Raw genomic sequence first — 24,404 nt, forward strand, 5'->3', positions numbered from 1 at the left:
ACCATATCCTATATGCATGGGAGCCTCTCCTATAGATAGTTAGAAGCTAGATAGTTAGCCCCCCCAAACCAGCTTAAATCCCACTGGCTTTCAGATACGCCTCCACATTCTGTCGCATATGAGCAGGATTGATGGTGCCAACAATAGCTGAAGAAACCGCCGGGTGTGAAAACACCAGTTTCATACTTTCCAGAACGGGGTCCTGTCCTGACAGGCAGGCATGACCACTGGCCAGGGCCTTCTTGATAAAGATGCCTTTGCTATGTGCCAGTGCATAGTCCAAAACCGGCTTTTCGCCCTGTTCGTTCAGGTTATAGGTCACCATGGCAACGTCGGAATGTTCCAGCGCCAGGATGCCACCGGCAACCGTTTTGGTGGACATACCCGAAGCGAGGATTTTCCCCTCTTTCTTTAGATCAGCCAGCACTTCCAGGCAACCTGTCTGCTCAATGATATTGACATCATCACCATTGGAATGCACCAGCAGCAATTCAATCACATCGGTATTCAGACGCTGCAGGCTTCGCTCGACACTGAAGCGGATATGCTGCTCCGAAAAATCAAAATAAGACTCTCCCCGACCATTTTCAACAGTGACAAACTCTTCACCAACCTTACTGCAGATGACCCACTGTTCACGCAGCCCTTTATGTTTGGCAAACAACTGACCAAGGCGTTCCTCGCTGGTGCCATAGGCCGGAGCCGTATCCAGCAGGTTCATGCCCAGGGTATGGGCCAGGGTAAGCAGATCCAGCATTTCACGGTCATCAGGAATCGTAAAATGTTCCGGGTACTTTACGCCCTGATCCCGGCCAAACTTGACGGTGCCGAAACCCAGTGGCGACACTTCAAGATCAGTACCGGCTATCTGCTTGTTAACAAGACACTGACTCATAATGTCTTCCCTTGCACAAAATGCCCCTGCCAGAAGTTTGGACAGATCTCCGGCCGGGAAAACCCTTCCGGCATAACGAAACTGTTATCAGTCGCTGGACGAATATTATCCTCCTGCAGCAAACGAACCACTTCATCAGAGAGATTAGGAGCCAGTGCCAATTTCGTCGGCCAGGTGACAATACCGTTGGCCACCGGCTGACAGAAAGCCGCATCCGGACGAAGCAGGCGGCTCTGTTTTGGCTCAGCACGATTGACCCGCAGGGTGTCCCACTCAGCCTGACTCAGGTCTACCCAGGGCAACAGCGCTTTCAGCTCTTTTTTCGCCGTGACAATCAATTCCTCAGCAGACTGTTTGACACCATCTTCCGCAATGCCTCCACCGAGATACCAGACCCACTTACCATCGATATCCGGATGGCTGGTAATGGTCATTCTCGGCAGTGGTGTTGTGCCAAGACAATGGGCGTAAACAGGTTCAGGATAGGAATGACGAACCATGACCATCTGCAAGGGACGTACCTGCATTTTTGGTTGACTGACACCCCAGGTATTCAATAGCGCCTCCGCACCTTCACCCGCGGCCAGCACAAACCGTTTGGCTTGCAACAGGGTGGTCTGGCCATTGCTATCCGCCAAGGCAACAGCATCAATCTCACCATTGGCATTGGTTAACAACCGGGCATTACCCTGCTCGCTCCAGTCCACTTTCAGCGTTTTATCTTCCAGACCACTGACCAGCGCCCGGGTAACAGTGGCAATATCCAGAACAATTTCATTGAGCTGATATACCTTTCCGCGGAAACCATCGTGTTTGAAAATGGCCGGAAACTGCTCACTGGTCAGTGCATCAACCCGTCCACGAAGCGCTTTGCTGGCAAAAAAAGAGGTCAGTCGTGAGCCAATATCACCTGGCGACCAGAGATAGTGGTATTCAGACAATATGCGGGCCGAACGGAGATCCGGATCCACCTCCCCACCCTTGCCAACCAGGGCATTACGCCAGCGCTCCGGCATACCGGCAATGGCCTGGGAAGCATTGGTTAACTGACCTGTTAACGTGTATTTTGTACCGCCATGAACAATGCCCTGGGATTTTATGGTCTGACCACCGCCCAGAGCATTCTGCTCCAGCAACAGGGTTCGATAGCCCAAGGTATTCAAGGTGCGAAATAACCAGAGACCGGCGATACCACCGCCAATCACCACCACATCGGCTTCTACAGTTTGAGACATAAGAGAGTTCAACTATTTGGTATGACCTGAAATGGGCGGCATTATAACACTGCAGGACTCATCCCTGCATGGCAGTCTTTGATCGAATGAGGTTGACACCCTGCCTGTGTTAAAGGACAGGGAGGGTGTCTAATGGACCTGACAAATATAACTTTGAAATAGCCTCCTAGTTTACCCGATCAATATCATGAGCAGCTTTTTCAGCCATCAGGTAAATAGCAAGTATCGGGAAAGTCCCCACATGTCTTGGAAACACTGATGCATCCACAACCCGTAAGTTTTCAATGCCCCGTACACGAAAGTCACTATCCAGCACCGAAAAAGTATCATCAGCTCTACCGATGGCCGCAGTACTGAACGCATGATGAGCCCAGGCACCATCTCTGATTGCCTGCTTCAGTTCCTCATCTGATTGCAACGATCTTCCCGGCCAAACCTCCTGGTATTGCGTTCCATAAGTGTTTTCTGCATTCTGAACAATATCACGCACCAACTTTACGCCCTTGAGAACACCTTCCAGATCAGTCTCACCAGAATTCGGATTTCCACCCAGCTTCAGTGTGTTCTCATTACCATCTTCGAAGTAATGGTAATTAATTGAAGGCCGGTCAAAAGGGCTATCCGTTTTCAGCGTCAAAATTCCACCACGATTTTCATTATGACCTTTCAATACCACCCAGGTGAATCGTTGTGGTTGAAGTCCCACCGCACTGTAGCCATCAAAATAACCAGTAAACTGATTCACCAGGCCAAAGATATGCAGGTCTTCCTCAGGCTTATCTGGTGAAGACTTTGTCAGTATTGACGCAAAGCTCAGATTGGTTGACAACACCGATTTCTCACTCTGTGCATTCAGCGTCGCTGCACCCTTCAAATACGCTATACAGCCTTCACCAAGAATATTATTAAAAAATGACACACAACGCTCAAACCACCCCAGCTTGGTGGGTGCCTCATATACCATGCCTACTTCATACCGATCCTGAAGATTTCTTCCTACACCCGGTAATGCATGACGCAGGGGAATATTGATATCAGCACGATTAAATACTTCAGGATCACCAATACCGGACAACATCAGCAGTTGCGGTGTATTGTACGCACCGGCTGCCAGAATCACCTCTTTGACCGCATAGGCTTGATTACGAGTCTGGCCTGAAGCATCCTGATGAGTCTGGTCTGCGGTGTACGCGCCTTCAGCCACTACATACTCAACCCCCGTCGCCTGTTTACTGTCCTGACTATCAAACAGCACCTCTGTCACCAGAGAGTTGTACTGAATCACCAGCAACGGACTATCATTGCCATAGTCCCAGAGGCCATCATTTTTACACCTGTTTTCGCGCTGACTATCCGACAACCCGTCCGGGTTTAAGGGATCCGCCAAACAGGCGCTTGCCAGGATTCGCTCACGAACACTCGCCCTGAAGCCATCTTTATGAGCCACCGGCAACACCCACATGCCCTCTTCCTCGTTAGCCAGCGATGCATCTAAAAGGTTATTGTCATTCAGGTTTTCAACAATGGATTTATTACTGTCAAAATTGGGAGGGTTCACAACTGATACTGCAGACTCAACCATCTCTTGAACATATTGACCATGTATATCGTTAACCAGCCAGTCCGCTTCATATTTTTCAATAGAGGCCCAATCATTAAGAATAGGCAGATAGGTACTGTTTATGTAGCTGGCCGACCAGGAGTAATCACCCGTCAATTCAGCTAACGAATCCCAGTCTGAATTTTTTGGCAGCACATTTATCATGGCGTTGTTAGCTGAGGAGCCACCTATCCCGGTGCCTCGAGGATAGAAAATGCCTTCTCGAGAAGTTCCGTCGGGACAATCACAGTTGCCATTGTCCTGGACAATACAGCTGACGCGCCTATCAGGATTATCATTGATACGACACATCGCATTAGTGTTGCGTGCAGCCTTCGCAGGGTCACTGTAGTGCTCTACATAATAGGACCAACTTTTGCCTGGCTTTTCACTGGCAAAAGGATGCGCAGCAGGAATAGGATAGGTTGGATTATTGTCAGCCGGATCGTCCCCCGCATCGATGAGTAATACTGAATGCCCCAGGTGCGCAAGTCGTGATGCCACAGTGCCTCCACCTGAACCCGCCCCTACAACAACAAAGTCATACTCTGGCTCTGGCGCTTGTTCTGGTAATGGTTCTGGCTCTGGTACCGGTTCTGATCCACAAGAAAAAAACATGCAGTACCATTTGGAAAAAGAAATTGCTTCAGCAGCGCCGGACCAGCCTGAAGTTATAATGGCTAGCAAAAATATACTCAATCTTGTCAGCTTCATCTAAACAGCCCTTTTATTATTTATATTTTTTCAATTGTAAGAGCCTGAGCTACTTTTTGACCGAAGAAGGCTGAGCTCAATACTCTGGCTTTGCTCTTCATTCCAATAAGAACAACTCAATCCAATGACCGGGTATGTTTGAAGAGCAAGTTAAGGATGATACAAAATAATCGCAGATAAATCTTCGTCCCGATATGAAAAGATTCTCATCGAGACAAGTGTTTCTCCTTGCAGAAAAAATCGACATTCGCGTGAACTTTCTATCAACTCCCGGGTCAATATATTCAGTTACTGCGTTTATCAGGTTGTATCCATGCCCCCTATTCTTCCACGGCCCCTTACCACTACAATTCCTCAAATTACATCCGCAGCAGGGGAGCAACCATCCGTACCATCCTCCCAAACTGATCAACCATTGGCAGTAGCCATGGATATAACACAGCCTCCCTGTGAGACAACCCTTGATATTGACTATGGTCATATTATTCAGCAAATTATCAGCACATCAAACCTGTCAGGAACCTGGTCAGATCAAAGCATTGAACATCTCACTCAATGTTTTGATTTAAAGATCCAGGCCAAAGTCATTTTCCTTCTTGAAGATGCATCAGCATTCAGGCAGCTTCCACCATTGCGACAGCAAATTGCCGGGCATCTGGAATACCTTCGGAATTTTTTCCATGAACATGGCGGGGATGCCAATAGTATTGAAACAGCCATTGCCAACCATGCTGATCAACTGGCGCAGAAAAAAGCTGCCATTGAGAAACGAAAGCTGATCAGTCACTGGCTTCATTGGGAACAACACGAAGTCGATCAGTTAGCTGCAAGCACTCTGGCAGACACCTATCGGGAGTGCAAAAGTGATAAGCACCTGGGGGACAGCGTCAGGGCCAGGTTCTCTCATCTAATTGAACTCGCTGAAGTACAACCGGAGTTCAGCGAGATGTATACGGTAGACATTGGCTACCAACAGACTCCCTATGAAACCGAGGGGCGTTTCCTGATCAAAATCCCCGATGGCAATCATGCCCTTGGCTATAGCTTTTTCGACCTGCTATTCAGCCAGAACCTACTGCATGATATGGAAGCAAATTATGATGGAGAAACCGGATTTTCATTAACTAAAGATCAAATGATCAAACTCAGAGAGCATCTGGAAGAATTAAACAAATGGTATGACGACTTTTTATGTATAGTGGGTGATCTGCTGGGGGTGGATGACAGGATTTCAGAGGATAGCGCTGATCATTTTGTCAGCATCGGAAAAAAATCAACGGCCGAAATTCTCAGAAATCCAATACGTATGACGACAGCGTGTCAACGTTTGATTAGCCCTTTACCACAGACACAACCCTGTCTACTGTTCAATACCCTTTCCATCAATCTTGAGAATCATGATGACAGGGACTTCCTGAAGGACAAGTTTGAATCAATTTACGCAGAACTTGCGATGTATGGTGCTAACGGAGAACCCAAGCAGTTTCTGCGCGGAACCTACAGCACCAATCTGAATGTTGCACAGTTACGTCTCATTTGTCCGCACCTTAATAAATTATTAAAGCTTCAACAATTGCTGAAAGAGGTGACAAGCACCAGAAGCCTGCGCACTGCCATTGACGTTTTGAAGGAACTGGGCATAAGCGAACTGGACTCCATAAAAAGTTATAAATCCGCTTTACTCTATGAGATTTACCAACAAATAAAGGGTACCAACTGCCATCGCGCATTATTTTTCATTCAAAACGATTTAACGAACATCCAACACATTTCAGGGATTGAGGAGAAATCGCTGAAACTTTGCCATGACCTTTTACGGAACCATTCAGTATGCTATTTCAGGAAACCGGCGGATCAACCAGTTATTGACGAGGAGCAACTCTACGCGGTCTATGGTGATAGCGAGAGGGATGTCATGTACACGGGGAGGCAGCTGCACAGGAATATCAAGGCTCTGTGCCAGACACTCCGGGATTGCCATGCGTATCAGCAATACAAAGCCAGCAACCCGGGGGTTGATGGAGCGCTAGCCGCACTGGAAAGAAACTTTATCCAGCGGCTTAATCGCTATTCAACCATGAGGGATCATGGCTACAGCGGTCGCGGGATGGTTGACGAATCTGTTGGGTATTTTGAAATGTTTGTCAGCCAGCTATTTTATGCAGAAGTTTACAACCTGACAGACAACTCAATCAGCCATGCGCTAAATAACCTTGTCGCTATAGTTGGCAATGATTTAGAAGGCTGCAACGAAGGTTTCTCAGGCCGAATACAATCGCTGTTACTTCCGTTGATTTCTGGCAGTAACAGCCACATAAAGGATTGTATTCAGCAATTTTTGCAAGACAGCGTTACAGCATCTCTTGCCAGCGCCATTGGATACAGTAGTGAATCCTCCATGGCGGCTCGCTGTCAGGAGCAGGTTAATCACTTTACAGGGCTGTCCATCGTCTCCGGCCGGGCTCAAGCTGATGCCTATGAGAACCTCACGCCTGAAAGTCAGCAAACCATTAGCCATCTTTTGCACTCCCACTATACCCCCGTTTCGCTTTATCAACATGTTTATCGTTTTGTATCCGATGAGTTCTGGCGTCTTAATCACGAAAGAAGTGATGATGACATTTATCAACTGATGCACCTGCTCGGTTTTGGGGCTGATCAATCATCAGGTGCTGATAATGAGACATACCGAGATCAGATTGATCGACAATACCGGGTAAGGGGTAATGCACTCAATCGCTGGCAATACGCACTCTTTCAGCAGGATCTGCCCAGGCACCTTGTTGGCTATCTGGTTAAAGAGCAATTCATCGACGCTAAAGGTCCGAATGAGAACGACGGCTTATATATCCACCGGGAAGCTTCACAAGGCAGTGATAAAATCATGCAGCCACGCCGCCCGCCTGCAACTGTCGGCACGCAGGAGAGCAGTCAATTGGAAGCTGACCGTCGATTTGGTTTTCAGCCAGAAAGCAGGATGGCTCAGGCTGGATACAGAGTGGAAACATCATAGGGTAAAAAGATGATAGCGGCCGCGCCAGGTATCCCTCATGTTTGCACTGCGCTGACAGAAGCGGAAAATCGTTCACTCCCCGGCAATAATCAGTTATCCGAACGAAACTGCTTATCTCTTGTTGATCAGTTTTTTCAGACTGAAATCCAATCCTGCAGGGAAAAAATGGATAGAAGTCCACTCTGGGATAATTTCAAAGCACTTCCAGACACCTTCCTGGCGTATATATACGCCGAAAAAACCCGGTTGGCGATGGCAGAAGAGAGCCGGTACGTTGTTAATGAAAATCATCAGATCGTTGCCGGGTTTCATCATGGGTATGAAGCCAGCGATGATCAATATCATCCTGGCACTTTCCAGCCGTTTATGATGAAAGGCTACTGGATTCCCTGCTCTGAAGGAAAACTGTTTCAGCTCCGCATAGGCCATTGTTCAATCACGCGCACGGTCGAAGGTCAGGACCAAATCCTGTATCTGGTACATCCAAAATCCGCAACACTGTTTGCCCCCCTGATCTCAAAATATCAGCATGCACAGGTTGATGTTCCCGCTTTAACATTGAGCTCATTCAGAACCTTGTTGATTGCCTTGCCCGCTGGCAGCACAACAGAATTTGCCATGGTCAAAGTGAGCCTGAATGAGGAAATAGGGGGTGTTCGCAGGTTGCTTTATCAAAAAGAGTGTGCAGCCAGCGTAGCGAATTCGTCGGTATTAAAAAATAAACAAACAGAGATGTTTACGTGTCTGGAAGAAAATTTGTCTTTCGTTCCTGATGCTCACCTGATTGACCCGAAAGAAGAAGCCGTACAGCTATCCGGTGCCGGTATGATCCATAGACCTGTTCCGGAATTATTCACGACTCAAGGCCACTATATTATTCCACTGTATGCACTGTTTGGCATAAACAACTGGCCTTTGCTCAATGCCCTGATTGAACAAAGTCAAACAACACCTACCCAGTTTATTACCGACGCATTACTCAGTCCCATTGCGGAAGAAATGGTAGATCACATTTACAGGCAGCGCTTTTATCTTGAGTTCCATGGCCAGAACGTATTGTTGAAGCTGACCATGGACCGCAACGATTTACCCGTTATTGATTTTATCTACCGTGACATGGGCGGGGTGAACTGCCGCCTGAGTGACGTACAGCTACACCAGCTCCCGGAGCATGTCCGTGGTCATGCCCAGTACTGGGAACCAAACTTTATTCCTGATGCCGCCGTCATAATGGAGGGAATCGCCAAAAAAGTACTGTTTAACCTTACGAAAGTCTTTTTTAAATCAGAACCCACCACCAGGGACCCGGAATTTTGTTGTTGGCGTGCAAAAATGACTGTCTATGGCTACCAGGATAACTGGACACTGCCAGGAGCCGACGGGCGCACAGATAACCATCGAACGCGCCATACCCCAAAGACTTTTTACCGCTATGGGTATTTTGAAAAAATATTTGCCCGGGAATTGCTTGAAGTGATGACCCGCCACGGTATTTTCCTGAACATCAAAAGAAGCTGCCCTGACTATGACTACTCATTTTTTATGGATAAAATAGGCAACGTCGATTCCTGTAACACACCCTGCGTAGAGTTTGAATGGTTTTCTGAACTGGTGAAAATGACACTTCCTCACTATTTCCAGCACCAGGATGCATACTCCCGAAGAAAGAATATCAGAGTGGTAAGACCGTAAGAGGCTCCTGATACTATGCCTGTAACCTCTAAAAGCAATTTCTGCACCTCCTGGAGTGGCGGTAAAGATGCCTGTTTTGCGCTCTGGCAATCCACCCAAAAAGGGCTGACCCCAACCTGCCTGCTGACCATGCTCAACGGTGATAAATACCAGACCAGTTAACAATATCTGTCGCCTGATGTGAAGTCAGCGCAGTAAAGCCTGGTACAACTTTTTCGCGGTGACAATCCGGGTCTGTTCTACCGTCTCCCCCAAAAGCAGGATAATGGATGCCCTGGCCTCCTGAAGCGCTGTCATTGCCTCATGCAATGAGGTTTCCGGTGCCAGATTAATGGTTTTTCTCATAAGCTCCCCCACTGAGATATCCGCCTCTTCATTAACCAGACAACGGGCGATATGCCGATAGAGAACAATGCCCGTCGGCTTGCCATCGGTCAGAACCACATAACGCTTACAGGGATATGAGCGAATCGTCGTTTCAACAGAAGCGACGGTTGCCTCGGATAACAGACAAACAGCGGGTATTGAGCGCTCAACCAGCTCAGTCAGCTGACGCTGATGGGAAGTCAGTACAGCATTGGCCTGTTTTCGCTGACGTTTACCTATCACTCCACACTTATTATAATGCTTGATAATACTCCGCAGTTCATCACTGCTTCTGTCTTCTTCAACGGGCTTGGGTAAAAGACGGGTCCAGACCAAGGCTAACAACAAGACAGGTCTGGTCACTGAATACATAAGATGGATAAAGGGTGAATACCGGGCGACGACCCTATCAGCAATCTGCACTGCCAGCAGCTTGGGCAGAACCTTGGCAAATACCAGCATAAAATAAGCGAGCAGTGCCGTAAAAATAACCATCCAGAGATCGTTAAATTCCCTGGCAGCCAGCGCCCCAAGGAAAGTACTGCCAGAAATACTGATCAGCGTGCTTAACAAAACGATCGCCGACAGGTGCTCCCGCTTTTTCTGAAAGACTTGCTGGATCGCCTGTTTATTGTCGGGCCTTTTGTACAGGATCGTGACCAGCCTTAACTCATCCACCGCCACCAACGATGATTCAAGAAGGGATAGAAAAGCAGTAACAGCAACAATCAGGCATGCAAAAAGAACGACCAGGAGCATCCATACCTCCGGAAAAACAGCAATTAGACAGCAGGCAGTTTAAGTGGGGGACCAATAGCCGGGCAAGCCCGCCCGCCTGTAAAAAGTCTGTAATGTATTGTTTTCGACCATGTTTCTTCTTTATGAACGTCAGCTCTATGCTTACTCAGTGCAACTGAAGCACCGGGCAAAAAGCGCCTGATTTGCCAGGAGTGTGGATAACGGTGTACTTATTTTATTCAAAACAAAATTCGAATATAATTCGACTTGTATTCAAATAACCCTGCTTTTTAACTCCTGCTCTCCACCACGGTGTATTTGCCATGCCAACAACCGACAAACGGACACAGAGAGAGATAACTATTATTCAGACCACCCTGACCATTCTTAAGGAAAAGGGCTTTATGGACCTGAAAATGTCTGAAGTTGCCAAACAAGCCCAATTTTCAATGGGAACCGTATATTCGCACTTCTCCAGCAAGGAAGATCTGTTGCTGGGTTGCGCTATCACTATCTCCAGCACGATGGCGACGGCATTCCATAAAGTGCTCAACAGCCCGTTACCCGCGATGGAACGTCTGCTGACGCTTAATATTGCCATCTGGTTGTCTTATGCCAGACAGCCCCATCACTACTTTCTGCGACAACTGGCAATGACCCCGGATATCTGGCAACGGGCATCAACAGCACGGGCACAGGCACTGGACAACATCTACCATAAGATGAGCCAGATGGTTAAAGCACTGATTATTGAGTTAATGGCGGACAACCCGGCAATCACTGACCAGAATCGTGAGGCCGCACTGGCTGATATTTTGATGGGCATCTGGAGTCTCGGCGAAGGTCTGTTCCAGATCAGCATGTCCGGGTTTGGCCTGAAACAACCCTCCGTGCAGAAGGACAATGGCTTCAGCCTGCTCACTTCCAACCTGGCCAAATACCTGCAGGGCTGGGGATGGAGAGCACCGTTTTCACCACCTATGATTGACAACTGCAAGCTTCAGGCTGAGCAGGTTGTTGCTAACTGTATAAGTAGTTAACCAGCCAGAATTTACCGATGCCAGGAACGCGGTACACATCAAGCATGTCTACCAGATACTTCTACCCAACTGTTTTGGAGCTACCTCAGAATGCATCTCACCCCTTCATCCCGATCATCCATCGCCGTGATGGTGTTAATGACGTTCACCCTGCTGACCGGTTGCGATCAGGAGCAAACCGGTCATAAAGAAGTCATCCGGCCGGTAAAGCTCTTTAAGGTAAAAGATCCCCAGCAGCAGCAGTTACGTTATTTTCCAGGCAAGGTAACGGCGACCGAAGAAGCCGAAATATCCTTCCGTATACCCGGACAGATCGACAAGGTCGAGGTCAAACAGGGCGATGATGTGACTGAAGGACAGGTGCTGGCTTATCTGGATGACCGGGATATCCGCAATGAGCTTCAGGATCGTCAGGCGAATTATGAACTTGCCAAGGCCGAGTTTGAACGCGCCAGCTCCCTGTTAGAAAAGAGAGTGATTTCACAATCAAGCTACGATACGGCCAGTGCCAGACTGAAATCTGCGGAAGCGGCGCTGAAATTAAGCCGGGACAAACTGGCGTATACGACACTGACAGCACCTTTCAGTGGCCGGGTTGCCCAGACTCTGGCCGAAGCGCACCAGCAGGTTCAGGCCCAGCAGCCGGTCCTTATTCTGCAAAGCAGTGATCGGCTCGATATCAGCATCCAGGTACCTGAAAGTATCGTTTCCCATGTCAACGCCAATGCGGTCAACAATGGCTATCAGCCCATCGCTACCTTCCCGGGGGCTCCTGGTAAGGAGTTTCCGGTCAACTATAAAGAACATGCGACACGGGTAACTCCGGGCACCCAGAGTTATGAAGTCATTTTCACCCGGATGGCACCCACCAATATGAACATTCTTCCCGGTATGACCGCCACGGTCATTATTGACCTGGCCCGGGTCATTGATACCCGGGGGCAACCAGGATACGTTCTGGTTCCCATTTCAGCCGTGTCCAAAACTGACACTGACAATAAGACAGTGGTCTGGCTTTTTGATCAGGCTACCAGTCAGGTTGCCCCTGTCGAAGTGACCACAGGACGTATTACCGAAGCGGGAATTCAGGTTCTGTCAGGTCTCAATACCGGTGACCAGATCGTTACCGCAGGTCTCAGTCAGCTATACGATGGCATGACCGTCAAACCGCTGCACAAGGAACGGGGACTATAAGCCATGAATATTGCCGAATATTCCATATCCCACCGGGTGATCAGCTGGATGTTTGTGGTTATCCTGCTGGTGGGTGGTGCAATGTCGTTTTTTGGACTGGGCCAGCTGGAGTTCCCTGAGTTCACCATCAAACAGGCCATGGTCATTACCCACTATCCTGGAGCTTCCCCGGAACAGGTGGAAGAAGAAGTGACACTGCCATTGGAAGAAGCCATTCAGCAGATGGAGTATGTCAAACACATCGACTCCATCAGCAGCAATGGCCGTTCTCAGATTATGGTGGAGATGAAAGAACAATACGACAAAGATCAACTGCCACAGATCTGGGATGAAATGCGCCGTAAGGTCAATGACACCCAGAGTAGTCTGCCGCCCGGCGTCTACGCCTCGGTTGTGGTGGACGACTATAGCGATGTCTATGGCATGCTGTTCAACATTACCGGGGAAGGCTATACCTCCAGGGACCTGGAAAACTACGCCGATTACCTGAAACGTGAACTGGTGCTGGTTGAAGGGGTCAAGAAAGTCTCCATCGCCGGTGCCCGTCAGGAACAGGTGGTGGTTGAGATGTCCCAGGCCAAACTGGCTAACCTGGGTATCGATCCAGCCTGGATATTCGCCCTGATCCAGAATCAGAATGTGGTTTCCAATGCCGGTAATATGCTGGTTGAAGGTCGCTCCATACGCATTCATCCCACCGGTGAGTTCAATGACATTCATGAACTGGAACAGCTGATCATCAGCCCACCGGGGAGCACACAGCTGGTTCGACTCGGCGATATCGCCACCGTTCGTCGAGACTTCGATGAAACACCGGACACACTCTATTCCTCCAATGGCCGCCAGGCTCTGTCACTGGGCATTTCCTTCGCTTCCGGTGTTAACGTGGTGGATATCGGCGACGCTATTCGTCAGCGCATTGATGAGCTTGAGTCTGTGCAACCGGTTGGCATTGAGCTCACCAAAGTATACGACCAACCGGCAACGGTTTCGGAATCCGTCAATGGTTTCCTGATCAACCTGCTGGAATCCATTGCCATTGTTATTGTCGTACTGCTGCTGGCCATGGGCGTACGTGCAGGCCTGTTGATGGGCGCTGTTCTGCTGTTGACCATTCTCGGTACGTTCATTGTTATGAAGGTGATCGGCATTGAACTCCAGCTGATTTCCCTGGGTGCCCTGATCATTGCCCTGGGGATGCTGGTGGATAACGCCATTGTCGTCACAGAAGGGATTCAGGTCGGTATTCAACGGGGACTCACCCGGTTGCAGGCCGCCAAACAGGTTGTCAGCCAGAACCAGTGGCCCTTGCTGGGTGCCACCGTCATTGCCATTATGGCATTCGCACCTATTGGCCTTTCTGATGATGCCACCGGTGAATTCTGTCTGTCGTTGTTCCAGGTGCTGTTGATCTCCCTGTTCCTGAGCTGGATCACAGCCATCACCCTGACCCCTTTCTTCTGCAACATTCTGTTCAAGAAGGACGAGCTGGCTGCCCGACAGGCGGCGGGTGAATCCATAGATCCTTACCAGGGAGCGCTGTTCACCCTGTATAAACAGTTGCTCGGGTTCTCTCTGGTCCACCGCCCCATCACCATCAGCTTGACGGTTCTGGCACTGGTGCTGGCGATGATGGGGTTTGGTTCGGTGAAAAATGTCTTTTTCCCGCCATCCAACACGCCGATGTTCTTTGTGGATTTCTGGATGCCGGAGGGCAGTGATGTCCGTGCTACCGAAACAAGGGTGGCAGAGTTTGAGCAACTACTGCTGACCCTCCCCGGCGTAAAAATGTCACAACGGTGATTGGCCAGGGCGCACAGCGTTTTATTCTTCCTTATATGCCGGAAAAGCAATACAGCAGTTTCGGCCAGCTGATTATCGAGACGGATAACCTGGAAGCCATCACACCGCTGATCCCGACATTGGAAATCCGCCTGACCGAAGACTTCGGTGATGTGGAATATCGGATCAAATACTTACAGAATGGCCCTTCACCCGCCGCAGAAATTGAAGCCCGTTTCTATGGCGAAGACCCGGAAGTATTACGTTCTCTGGCAGTACAGGCCATCAATGTACTGCGTAACGAACCGATGGCCACACATATACGACATGGATGGCGCAATCAGGTCAGCCTGATTCGCCCTCACCTGGATGAAGCCAGTGCCCGCCGCAGCGGTATCTCCAAACAGGCGTTGGACGACGCTCTGCTGGTGAATTTCAGCGGCCGTCAGGTTGGCGTCTATCGTGAAGGCAGCCAGTTAATGCCGTTGATTGTCCGCTCTCCGGAATCCGAACGTCTGAATGCCGATAGCATTACCGATCTGCAGGTTTGGAGTGCTGACTATAACAGTTATGTGCCCATCACCCAGGCCATTTCCAGTTTTGATACCGAATGGGAAAACCCGCTGATCATCCGCCGGGACCGTAAACGCATGATGTCCGTAATGGCTGATCCGGAGTTGCTGGGTGATGAAACCGCCGACAGCGTGTTGCGCAAGGTGCGTGCAAACATCGAAGCCATTCCACTGCCCGATGGTTACCAGCTGGAATGGGGTGGCGCTCATGAACTGTCTTCTAATGCACAGAGTGCGGTGTTTGCCTCAATACCGCTGGGCTATCTGGGGATGTTTCTGATTACCGTATTCCTGTTTAACACCATACGACAGCCTATAGCTATCTGGTGTACGGTTCCCCTGGCACTGATTGGTGTTGTGGCAGGGCTGCTGGCGCTGAATGCACCGTTCAGTTTTATGGCGCTGCTGGGCCTGCTGAGTCTGTCGGGCATGATCATCAAGAACGGTATCGTTCTGGTGGAACAGATCAAACTGGAGCTGGAGGAAGGCCGGGAAGAACATGAGGCCATATTCCACGCCTCGGTCAGCCGCCTGCGGCCCGTCTGTATGGCCGCCCTGACCACCATGCTGGGGATGATTCCACTGTTGTTTGATGCCTTTTTCAAATCCATGGCCGTGACCATTATCTTCGGCCTGGGCTTTGCTACGGTACTGACACTGATCGTACTGCCGGTGATCTACTCCCTGCTGTACAAGGTCAGCTTTAAAGGGTTCAATTACCGGAATATTGCCTACTGATCCATAGCGATGTCGGCTTCTGACGGAAGCCGACCAATGCCACTTTTTATTGTTGTTCTTTTCTGGATGGCGGCTTCAGGTTATAGCTCAAACTCTGGTATTCAGGTTCTACAATGCCGAGTCGGCGATTGATCACCACCGTTAAACGGAAGAACAGATTACAGAGCATATTGCCAAACCGATGTAACTCATCCGGCACCTCAATGCCATGGGCGTCTACCTTGACCAGCGCCCTGACCGCCTTTTTGGAGAGTGAACGACAGCTGTGCAGTAATTGCACGGGACGACCGCCCCTGGGAAGGACAAAACCGTGCAGCTGGCCTTCTATCTCTTGCTGGTAGTGATCAAAGTAACCTGCCAGCCACTGTATCTGCTGTTCAAAAATCGCCTGCCTGCCACGGACTGAACCATTCATGTGGAAAATTCTGGGTTGCAGTTGATCCAGGAAATCATAGATATCGACAAACCGCTGATCGCCTTCCAGCTCGCTGATAACACCACCGAGCGTTGCACACAGTTCGTCGGTGATAATTTCATAATCACACAGGGGGAGTCTTCGTAGATAAATGGGTAGCAGAGTTCGCGGATATCGCCGGAGTATTTTAGGGTCATGGCAAAACCTGTTCTTTTTCATAGTCTCAGTAACAAAAAGGCCGGTTTCGTTATAGAAACCGGCCTGTTCGATTAGCACTTACCATCAAGTGGCACAATGTAAGTGCTGATAATTACAACTCAGGTGACCAGACAAGAGTTGCAAATACGCCTCTTGGCTCACCCCGATATCCGTCAACCGGCTGATAGTTCTTATCCAGCAGGTTGACCACCTTAAACTGTGTTTCCAGCTGAGGCATTAGCTCAACCGAAGCTCGGAGATCAACAGTTCCAAAACCAGGCAGCTGTTCAGTATTGGTTGTATTCACCCAGGATTTGCCCTGGGCTCGGAAGGTTCCTCCAAGCGACCAGCGACCAAAGTCTTTATCCATATTCAGAGCAGCCATTTGCTGAGCTCTATAGTGGAGTTTTTTACCACTGTTTGCACCGGAACGGTTTTCAGGGTCAACATAAGTCAAATTAGTATTGATTTCCCAGCCGAGATAATGAGTACCAACCTCAAACTCAATGCCTCGGATACGGGCTTTGTCAACGTTAAACGTTTGGAACTTACCATCTCGAAGAGCATAGTTGAGCATATCTTTCATATCATTCTGGTATATATTCACAGACCAGCGACTTTGCTCACCAAATACGCCTCTCAACTCTATCTCGGTATTTTTTGCTGTCTCCGGCTTCAGGTCAGGATTGGGTGCTGACTCAGGGTACATATCAGCAAAGGTTGGAGCTCTGAAAGCCGTGCCATAAGAAACCAAGCCCCTCATTTGTTTAGGCAGATTCACCCCCCAGGATACATTCCCGGTAAACTCGCTACCAAAGGCCTCATTATCATCATAACGTCCACCCAGTTGTAGATCACTGTTTACAAAAGAGGTCAGGTTCTGGGCAAAAATACCGGTATTGTAACGTTCATTAACAACGTAGTTACTCGAACCTGCATAGGTATCATTCGAGTAGTCAACCCCGGTTGTTAATAGCTGATTATCCGCCCATCCTAAATCATTGATCCAGCTAAATGAGTATCGCTTGTTCGTAGAATGGCTCGAGCTTGGACCTTCATCATTACGATGATCCCTCTGAAAACCCGATTCCAGTCTGCTATCCCAGATATCACTTAATGCAAACGACAGATAGGTATTAAGATTGGATACTTCAAAGTAATTTATCGGATACCCTTGAGGACTGTCAGCGTAATTAACGTCATACTCAGACTTACCCTCAGAGTGTGCAAAGTTAACACCTGCTTCAATGCCACTATCAAATGCTCTGGACACATTTCCAGAGAATGACTTGTTACGATAGGCATCATCGTCACCATCATGACCAAATGTTGTGATGGTCCGGTCATACCCTTGAGTTTCATAAAGGCGAGCCCCCAAGTTATAACGGGTTCCATCCGTTTCCCCACCAAAATTCAGGCCATATTCACCAGTACCATGACTTCCACCACCGGCTTTAATTGTCAGTTTCGGATCGCCAGAACCTTTTCTTGTAATGATATTGATAACACCACCTACAGCATCTGCGCCGTACAGTGTGGAACGAGGGCCACGAACAATCTCAATCCGTTCAATCTGGTCAGGGTCAATGTATTCCAGAGGTGCTGAACCAGAGCTTGCCGTATTGATCTTCTGTCCATTCATTAGAATCAATGTCTGGGCAGTTTTTGTACCCCGCACATACACGCCAGATACGCTTCCCGGGCCACCACTAGAGGAAATCTGAACCCCAGGAGCCGACTGATTGAGCAACTCAACAACAGTTGTTGCCTGAGCACGCTCAATCTGCTCCCGATTAATCACCGTCACTGGAGCCAAACTCTCATCAACAGTTTGAGCAGTCCTTGCCGCTGTAACAACAACCTCTCCAAGCTTATAAACCTCTTCTGCTGCCGCAGCAGAACTCATCACAGACATTGCCACAGCAACCGAAAGTCCGGTGCGTGCAAAAACAGAACGATGATTAAACGACATTTTGTTTACATCCTTAAGTAAGCGAATTGTCTTAAAAATGGGCAGAACCCCGCCTTTTCAGAGCGGGTTTTCTTGATGAAGTGGTATCTGGGCAGCCATACGCTCTGCGTGGCTTGCCTTTGAGCGCACCGCTTGTAACTGGCGGCAGATCATCTCTGCCCCGTCCAGAATTCTGGGCGTTGGTCTGGCAATCAGGTCACTGGGCACCGAAAACAGTTGTTGGCGCTGTACCGCCTGCAGGTTTTGCCACTGACTCCAGTAGCCCAGCAACGCTTTGCGGGTTTGCGGGGTATCGCCTTGCGGATCGGAACCAATAATGACCTGTGGATCACGGGTAATCAGGGATTCGATACCGATTTTGGGAATACGTTCGGAGACATCACCATAGATATTCCGGCCACCGCACAACGAAATAACATCATCAATCACCAGGCCATTACCCACCGTCATCAGTGGGGATCGCCAGATTTCAAAGAACACCGATACCAGTTCACGCCGGGCATACTGACTCTGCAGTGTGTGCAAACGCGCGGTAAAGTCACCAACAACCTGTTCGGCTGTTTTTACGGTTCCGGCCACCTGCCCGAGACTGCGGAGGGCCTGCTTAATGCCGGTAAAATCCACCACATCGATATGAAAGGTGCTGATGCCCAGGGACTCCAGCTGCTCAATCAACTTTTGGGAATTACCGGCAGTCCAGACCACCACCAGATCGGGCTTCATGGCCACAATGGCTTCAACACTCACATTAGGGTAGCCACCCACATTGGGCAGCTGTTTGACCGCTTCAGGGAAGTCGCTGTGCTGATCAACCGCAATAACACGATCACCGGCACCGGCAGCAAATAACAATTCAGTAGAACCCGGAGACAGACTGATGATTCTGGGCGAACGGGTATCCAGACAGACAGCACGGTCGTTCATATCGGTCACACAATACTGACTGTCAGACTCACTGGCCCGGGCAATACTGCAAGCCAACGCAACGGCATTGGCCAAGACCATCGCCAGCATTAACCGAGGCAGCCTGTTCTTCAGTGTCTTGTAGGGTGCTAAAGGTGTTTTCATGATCTCCCTGAGTCACAATCAATACTCAGGGCGGCACAAGCGGTCACCGGGCTTATCAAAAAAGCCCAGTGTATAAGGAGATGTGTTCCCAGCCGCCAGGTTACCCGCCCGGTTTGCGCCTGCATGTGCAGACTTCTTGGGCTTTGCAAAGGCAGGTCTCCTGACTCTGGCGTCATCGTTCCCTGCGGCCTTCCCGGTTGAACCAGTGGCATAAATCGCGGAGAACTCTTCCATTACAGTTGCGGGTACAGTCGGGGTTTTTCACCCCGTTCCCTCTTATGACCGGTTCAGCAACAGCCGACATGTGCGGTCAAAAGCGTCGTGATTCATACCAATCACTGACGAAACCCTTACAAAGTTGCGCAATACTAACCAAACCTTTGATTTAAATCACTAGGGGTTTGTCGATATTTTGCCGTTATTCTTGCTATCAGGAGCCTGTTTTGCTTTTCTCGGATGCCTGCCAGAGGACCTCTCCCTCATCCTGGCGGGCACAATGACGGCCAAGGACGTACATAAGATCGGACAAACGATTCACAAATTTCAGTAATGGTTCGTTGATTTTGTCACCACTTTCCTGAAGCGCTTCGTTTAACTCGATAATATGCCGCTCCGCCCGGCGGGATACGGTTCGGGCCATGTGGCAATGGCAGGCAGACAGACCACCACCGGGCAGGGTGAAGTTTGTCAGCGGCGGCAATGGTTCATTGAGTTCATCAATCAGAGCCTCAATCGCTTTGGTATGGGCTTCCTGAATCAGCTGATAGCCCGGCATGGCCAGCTCACCTCCCACATCAAACATCCGGTGCTGGATATCCTGAATCTGTTGCAACTGGTTTTCAGTGACTTCATTGCCCTGCTTCAGGGAGTGGATCAACAGGCCAAGCCAGCTGTTGGCTTCATCCACGGAACCAATGGCGTGGAGACGGGGGTGTGACTTTGGCAGCTGCTGGCCATCGCCAATGCGGGTCATGCCCTGGTCACCAGTTCGAGTGTAGATACGGGTTAGCCGGTAGCCTTTTTTTTCAGTCATATCTCAGGTTCTTCCAGTCAATTTTTGCACCACAAAGCGTTGTCAGCGTTTTTCTGCACTCAGTGACTTTGTGGTTCAACCTCACACAGTGCAAAGATTTTACTCATATCAAGATGCTCTTCGATAGCATCCGCCATTCGGTTAATGCCCTCTTCCCTTAACAGGCGATAATCAATCCTTGCAGCTTCCTGCAAACCGGCCCAGGTCAAAATGGCCGTGCAGGCATCAGGCTGTTCAAACACGCCATGGAGATAGGTGGCAAATATCTGACCATCGTCTGACATCACCCCATCCACCTGCTGATCCAGCTGGATTAACGGTTTTTCCAGGGCCGCGCCGGTGGTCACCCCGGCATGAATTTCATAGCCGGTGACGGGCACAGGTTCCTGGCCCGGCAACTGCATAGTGCCACTGACCCGGGTGAGTGTCTTTTGCCGAACCATGGTGGTTTCCAGATCCAGAAGACCCAACGCTTGTGAGCTGCCGGCGGCACCTTCAATGCCCTCCGGATCATGCACCGCCTTACCGAGCATCTGGTAACCGCCACAGATTCCCATCAATTTGCCACCGTAGCGCAGGTGCCTGAGGATATCCTGATCCCAGCCATTGTGTTTGAGAAACGCAAGATCGGTTCGGGTATTTTTGGTCCCCGGAATAATCACCAGATCACACGCCGGAATGGGCTGCCCTTTTCCAACAAAGTGAATGTCCACTTCCGGGTGCAGGCGCAGAGGGTCGAAATCGGTGTGATTGCTGGTGCGGGTCAGAATTGGCACAGCTACCTCCAACAGGGTTTTCCGGTCTGTAAGATGTTGCTGGGCAATCACCGCATCTTCTGCTTCCAGATGTAACCCATGAAGGTAAGGTAAAACGCCCAGTACTGGTTTGCCGGTCTTCTCTTCCAGCCAACGGAGTCCGGACTCAAGCAGTTTTACGTCACCCCGAAAACGGTTGATCACAAACCCTTTTACCCGCGCCTGTTCGGACTCCGAGAGCAGCGCCAGGGTACCGTACAGATGGGCGAAAACCCCGCCCTTATCGATATCCGCAATGATAATCACCGGACAGTCCGCTTGTTCCGCAAAGCCCATATTGGCGACATCGCCTTCGCGCAGATTAATCTCTACCGGGCTACCGGCTCCCTCCACCAGCACAGTTTGATATTGGCTGTGCAAACGCTGCCAGGAACGCAAAATGGCGGCCATGACTTCCGGTTTATAGGCATGATACTCAGCCGCATTCATTTCCCCCACGGCTTTGCCATTGACGATCACCTGGGCACCGATATCACTGTTTGGTTTCAGCAATACCGGGTTCATGTCCGTATGAGGTTCAAGCCCTGCCGCAGCCGCTTGAAGCGCCTGGGCCCGGCCAATCTCACCACCATCCCCGGTGACGGCGCTGTTCAGTGCCATATTCTGGGGCTTGAAAGGCGCTACCGAAATACCATGACGCCGGAATGCCCGGCAAAGTCCTGCGACCAGGGCACTTTTCCCAGCGTCACTGGTTGTACCCTGTACCATCAAAGTGTGTGTTGGTTTGCTGCCCATAGCGGGAATTCCAGCCTGTCAGAAAGGCATGGATTATAAGTAGTTAACCAGATGAAATCATATTTTCTGGCCGACTGATTCAAGAGCAGAAAAACTCAAAGGTAAAAAATATTCAATGGAAGAACTTTTAATAGAATAAAGAGTCTAACCGAGCGTACATGACAAAACCCCGGGTTAGCGATTTTATGGAGACCAGTGCAACGGCCAAATTATTAGCTCCACAACAATGTACAGGTTCCGCCATAGATTCTGAACCAGCCAGAACTGAAAAAGATCAGGTTCAGCTGCGCAGGTCGGCCACATCAAGATCTGGCAGCTTCCGGGGGAGAGTGTCCCGCACTCTATCCATGTTACTGCCTAATACAGACAGGCCTGAAGCAGATCCCAGACGACAAAGCGGTTGTTTTTCGTCGGTGTTTAACAGGGCGGTGACCCGAAACAGTCCCGTCCAAACCCGGATGAGTCCCGATAGCCCGCAGGGAAATAATTCTGGCAACGAAACAACCGCAACAATTGACACTGACTCCAACTTGACTCAGATATGGTCTCCGGTGAAAAAAACCATGATAACTATTCCATCTTATGATTCTGATCAGAAAGCCTATTCCCTGGCAATGAAAGCGTACATTCTGGATAACAAACAGCTGTATTATCTTTCCAAAGGTAAACCTGTCGAAGGAATTGATACCTCCAGAATTGATCTCAGTGATCTTAAAGGTAAAAAGTCATCGGATCTTCAAAATACTCACATGTTAAGAGAAGCATGGATATTTGAATTAAAAGAGCATATATCCTCCAAGCGTGTGTCATAACTTAAATGCTGTCTTTACCCGGTTTCCCGTCCGTTTCTTCTCTCAACCCTCAGGAAGACAGGCAGGAATTTTGTTAACATTCAGCTCCAAAAACTTTCAACCTGTGGTATCTCATGAGTCGTATTTTTTATTCTCTGCTGTTATATCTGATATCCCCCCTGGCCATGGTTCGCCTTTACTTTCGTTCCAAAAAGGCACCAGAGTACTGGCAGAGGAAGAGGGAACGATTTGGCTTCTTCAGCCTTCCCGCCTCAGATAAACCCATTATTTGGGTACACTCGGTATCCATGGGAGAAACCATTGCCAGCGGTCCGCTGGTAAAGCAACTACAGAAGAATCACCCAACGCATCGAGTATTAATTACCACCATGACCCCCACTGGCTCGGCCCAGGTTGGCAAAATTCATGGCGACAGCGTGGACCATGTCTATGCCAGCTATGATCTTCCCTGTGCTGTCAGGCGATTTCTGGACACGGTAAAGCCAGTCATGGCCATCGTCATTGATACCGAGCTATGGCCCAACACCATTGCCGCCTGCCACAAACGCTCGATTCCCATACTGGTGACCAATGCCCGACTCTCCGAACGCTCGGCAAGAGGGTATGGACGCTTCGGCTTTCTCACCCGCCCCATGCTCAAACAGATCAATATGATTGCCGCCCAGAACCAGGAGACGGGTCGGCGATTCCTGGAGCTTGGCCTGCCCGAACAACAGCTCAACGTGACCGGCAGTATCAAGTTTGATCTGGATGTTGCCCCAAAAATCATAACCTCAGGTCAGGCACTTCGGCAGAAGTGGCAGCAGGGCATGGGCAGCGACATTCGTATTCTGGTGGCCGCCAGCACCCATGAAGGTGAGGACCAGCAGGTACTGGATGCGTTTAAAATCATTCTGGCTGCGTCACCGGAAGTACGGTTACTGCTGGTGCCCAGGCACCCTGAGCGGTTTGACCGTGTCCACCAGCTGATCCTGGACAACCAGCTCCCTGTGGTCCGCCATAGCCAGGGAACCCAGCCTTCTGATAAGACCAGGGTGATTCTCGGCGACACCATGGGCGAAATGATGAAGCTGTTCTCCGCCTCTGATATAGCCTTTGTGGGTGGCAGTCTGGTACCAACGGGCGGACATAATCTGCTGGAACCGGCGGCATTAAACCTGCCGGTGTTGTCCGGGCCTCATGTGTTTAATTTTGAAGAGATCAGCGAATCTCTGATTCAGGCGGGAGGTTTGAACATTATTAACGATAGCGAAGCGCTCGCCCGGAGCGCCATCAGCCTGGTGCAGGATAAAGAGGAGTATAAAAGCATGAGCCTTCATGCCGGAGAGTTTGTCCGTAACAACCGGGGGGCACTGCAAAAGACATTGATGCTGGTTGATCAGCTTATGCCATCCGGCAAATAGACATTGTTACAGTCCGGGACGTAAGTTGGTGTTGGAAGACTTGGTGGCCAGCATTGAATCCACCGCAGGATCAATATTCAAACGACTGCCGTCTACAAAATAGTAATCGTTACCGAATTGCAGCCCCTGGATGGACAATTTGCCAAGAATCCGATTCATAACCCTTTGCTGTTCTTCCAGGTCTTCATAGGCAAAGGTCTTAAGAAAGGCCTCTGCCAGAGAACACCCTTCATCCACATAAGATTTCATACGGGTTTCGCAGTTCCTGATATGCTCATCCATGACATTATCGTCCATAGCCGGGTATCTACTCATTATAGAAGAGTGGATTCCGTATCTGCGGCTATTTGTCTCCAAATAAAAATGGCTCCACT

General features: G+C 49.6%; 20 protein-coding genes and 1 riboswitch. Of the genes, 10 read left to right on the forward strand and 10 right to left on the reverse strand.

The window, feature by feature from the left end; translation table 11 throughout:
* Positions 1-73: 73 nt before the first annotated feature.
* The 3 genes from O3276_RS08125 to O3276_RS08135 all read right to left on the reverse strand — a co-directional run bounded on the left by O3276_RS08125 (position 74) and on the right by O3276_RS08135 (position 4,234).
* The gene (locus O3276_RS08125) at positions 74-895 is read right to left on the reverse strand and encodes an aldo/keto reductase (RefSeq protein ID WP_269675180.1); all 822 of its coding nucleotides are present in this window, start codon (positions 893-895) and stop codon (positions 74-76) included.
* Positions 892-2,130, reverse strand: a complete 1,239-nt coding sequence (locus O3276_RS08130; protein WP_269675181.1) for an NAD(P)/FAD-dependent oxidoreductase — start codon at positions 2,128-2,130, stop codon at positions 892-894. The genes O3276_RS08125 and O3276_RS08130 overlap by 4 nt, the downstream gene beginning before the upstream one ends.
* Before the next feature lie 166 nt (positions 2,131-2,296).
* Positions 2,297-4,234 (reverse strand): GMC family oxidoreductase, encoded by a 1,938-nt coding sequence (locus O3276_RS08135; protein WP_269675182.1) that lies wholly within the window; start codon positions 4,232-4,234, stop codon positions 2,297-2,299.
* 1 nt (position 4,235) lies between these two features.
* Here O3276_RS08135 and O3276_RS08140 point away from each other — a divergent pair, with 1 nt between their 5' ends.
* From O3276_RS08140 to O3276_RS08155, 4 genes are all read left to right on the forward strand, one after another.
* The gene (locus tag O3276_RS08140) at positions 4,236-4,448 is read left to right on the forward strand and encodes a hypothetical protein (protein WP_269675183.1); all 213 of its coding nucleotides are present in this window, start codon (positions 4,236-4,238) and stop codon (positions 4,446-4,448) included.
* 423 nt (positions 4,449-4,871) lie between these two features.
* Positions 4,872-7,457 carry a hypothetical protein gene (locus O3276_RS08145; RefSeq protein ID WP_269675184.1) on the forward strand — a complete coding sequence of 862 codons (2,586 nt, stop codon included), beginning with the start codon at positions 4,872-4,874 and terminating at the stop codon, positions 7,455-7,457.
* A gap of 165 nt (positions 7,458-7,622) precedes the next feature.
* Complete coding sequence (locus O3276_RS08150) at positions 7,623-9,149, forward strand: IucA/IucC family protein (RefSeq protein ID WP_269675185.1); 1,527 nt, start codon at positions 7,623-7,625, stop codon at positions 9,147-9,149.
* A gap of 15 nt (positions 9,150-9,164) precedes the next feature.
* Positions 9,165-9,311: a hypothetical protein gene (locus O3276_RS08155; protein WP_269675186.1), complete on the forward strand. Its 147-nt coding sequence runs from the start codon at positions 9,165-9,167 to the stop codon at positions 9,309-9,311.
* A 24-nt stretch (positions 9,312-9,335) separates the two neighbouring features.
* On the opposite strand, the gene O3276_RS08160 is transcribed toward O3276_RS08155, so the two are convergent.
* A complete protein-coding gene (locus O3276_RS08160) occupies positions 9,336-10,274 on the reverse strand; it encodes a CNNM domain-containing protein (protein WP_269675187.1) in 939 nt (312 codons plus the stop codon).
* A 302-nt stretch (positions 10,275-10,576) separates the two neighbouring features.
* Here O3276_RS08160 and O3276_RS08165 point away from each other — a divergent pair, with 302 nt between their 5' ends.
* The 4 genes from O3276_RS08165 to O3276_RS25480 all read left to right on the forward strand — a co-directional run bounded on the left by O3276_RS08165 (position 10,577) and on the right by O3276_RS25480 (position 15,579).
* Positions 10,577-11,293, forward strand: coding sequence for a TetR/AcrR family transcriptional regulator (locus tag O3276_RS08165; protein ID WP_269675188.1), 717 nt, complete (start codon positions 10,577-10,579; stop codon positions 11,291-11,293).
* 90 nt (positions 11,294-11,383) lie between these two features.
* A complete protein-coding gene (locus tag O3276_RS08170) occupies positions 11,384-12,487 on the forward strand; it encodes an efflux RND transporter periplasmic adaptor subunit (protein ID WP_269675189.1) in 1,104 nt (367 codons plus the stop codon).
* A 3-nt stretch (positions 12,488-12,490) separates the two neighbouring features.
* Positions 12,491-14,290 (forward strand): efflux RND transporter permease subunit, encoded by a 1,800-nt coding sequence (locus tag O3276_RS25475; protein WP_332328200.1) that lies wholly within the window; start codon positions 12,491-12,493, stop codon positions 14,288-14,290.
* On the forward strand, positions 14,287-15,579 hold the full coding sequence (locus tag O3276_RS25480; protein WP_332328201.1) for an efflux RND transporter permease subunit: 1,293 nt from the start codon (positions 14,287-14,289) through the stop codon (positions 15,577-15,579). The genes O3276_RS25475 and O3276_RS25480 overlap by 4 nt, the downstream gene beginning before the upstream one ends.
* A gap of 46 nt (positions 15,580-15,625) precedes the next feature.
* Here the strand turns inward: O3276_RS25480 and O3276_RS08180 are convergent, their stop codons facing one another.
* The 5 genes from O3276_RS08180 to O3276_RS08200 form a co-directional block, all read right to left on the reverse strand.
* Complete coding sequence (locus tag O3276_RS08180; RefSeq protein WP_269675190.1) at positions 15,626-16,213, reverse strand: cobalamin adenosyltransferase family protein; 588 nt, start codon at positions 16,211-16,213, stop codon at positions 15,626-15,628.
* Positions 16,214-16,304: 91 nt separating this feature from the next.
* Positions 16,305-18,164, reverse strand: coding sequence for a TonB-dependent receptor domain-containing protein (locus O3276_RS08185; RefSeq protein ID WP_269675191.1), 1,860 nt, complete (start codon positions 18,162-18,164; stop codon positions 16,305-16,307).
* A 57-nt stretch (positions 18,165-18,221) separates the two neighbouring features.
* Complete coding sequence (locus tag O3276_RS08190) at positions 18,222-19,232, reverse strand: cobalamin-binding protein (RefSeq protein ID WP_269675192.1); 1,011 nt, start codon at positions 19,230-19,232, stop codon at positions 18,222-18,224.
* A gap of 133 nt (positions 19,233-19,365) precedes the next feature.
* Positions 19,366-19,553: riboswitch (cobalamin riboswitch) on the reverse strand.
* Positions 19,554-19,662: 109 nt separating this feature from the next.
* A complete protein-coding gene (locus O3276_RS08195; RefSeq protein ID WP_269675193.1) occupies positions 19,663-20,265 on the reverse strand; it encodes a cob(I)yrinic acid a,c-diamide adenosyltransferase in 603 nt (200 codons plus the stop codon).
* A 59-nt stretch (positions 20,266-20,324) separates the two neighbouring features.
* Positions 20,325-21,815 carry a cobyric acid synthase gene (locus O3276_RS08200; RefSeq protein ID WP_269675194.1) on the reverse strand — a complete coding sequence of 497 codons (1,491 nt, stop codon included), beginning with the start codon at positions 21,813-21,815 and terminating at the stop codon, positions 20,325-20,327.
* Between the two features lie 563 nt (positions 21,816-22,378).
* On the opposite strand from O3276_RS08200, the gene O3276_RS08205 reads away from it, so the two are divergent.
* Together O3276_RS08205 and waaA are read left to right on the forward strand one after the other, a co-directional pair.
* Positions 22,379-22,627, forward strand: coding sequence for a hypothetical protein (locus tag O3276_RS08205; protein ID WP_269675195.1), 249 nt, complete (start codon positions 22,379-22,381; stop codon positions 22,625-22,627).
* 113 nt (positions 22,628-22,740) lie between these two features.
* Positions 22,741-24,030 (forward strand): lipid IV(A) 3-deoxy-D-manno-octulosonic acid transferase, encoded by a 1,290-nt coding sequence (waaA, locus tag O3276_RS08210; RefSeq protein WP_269675196.1) that lies wholly within the window; start codon positions 22,741-22,743, stop codon positions 24,028-24,030.
* 6 nt (positions 24,031-24,036) lie between these two features.
* Here waaA and O3276_RS08215 read toward each other — a convergent pair whose 3' ends face one another.
* Positions 24,037-24,327: a hypothetical protein gene (locus O3276_RS08215; protein WP_269675197.1), complete on the reverse strand. Its 291-nt coding sequence runs from the start codon at positions 24,325-24,327 to the stop codon at positions 24,037-24,039.
* Between the last annotated feature and the right edge of the window lie 77 nt (positions 24,328-24,404).

This window comes from Endozoicomonas sp. GU-1, assembly GCF_027366395.1.
Taxonomy (GTDB): Bacteria; Pseudomonadota; Gammaproteobacteria; order Pseudomonadales; family Endozoicomonadaceae; genus Endozoicomonas.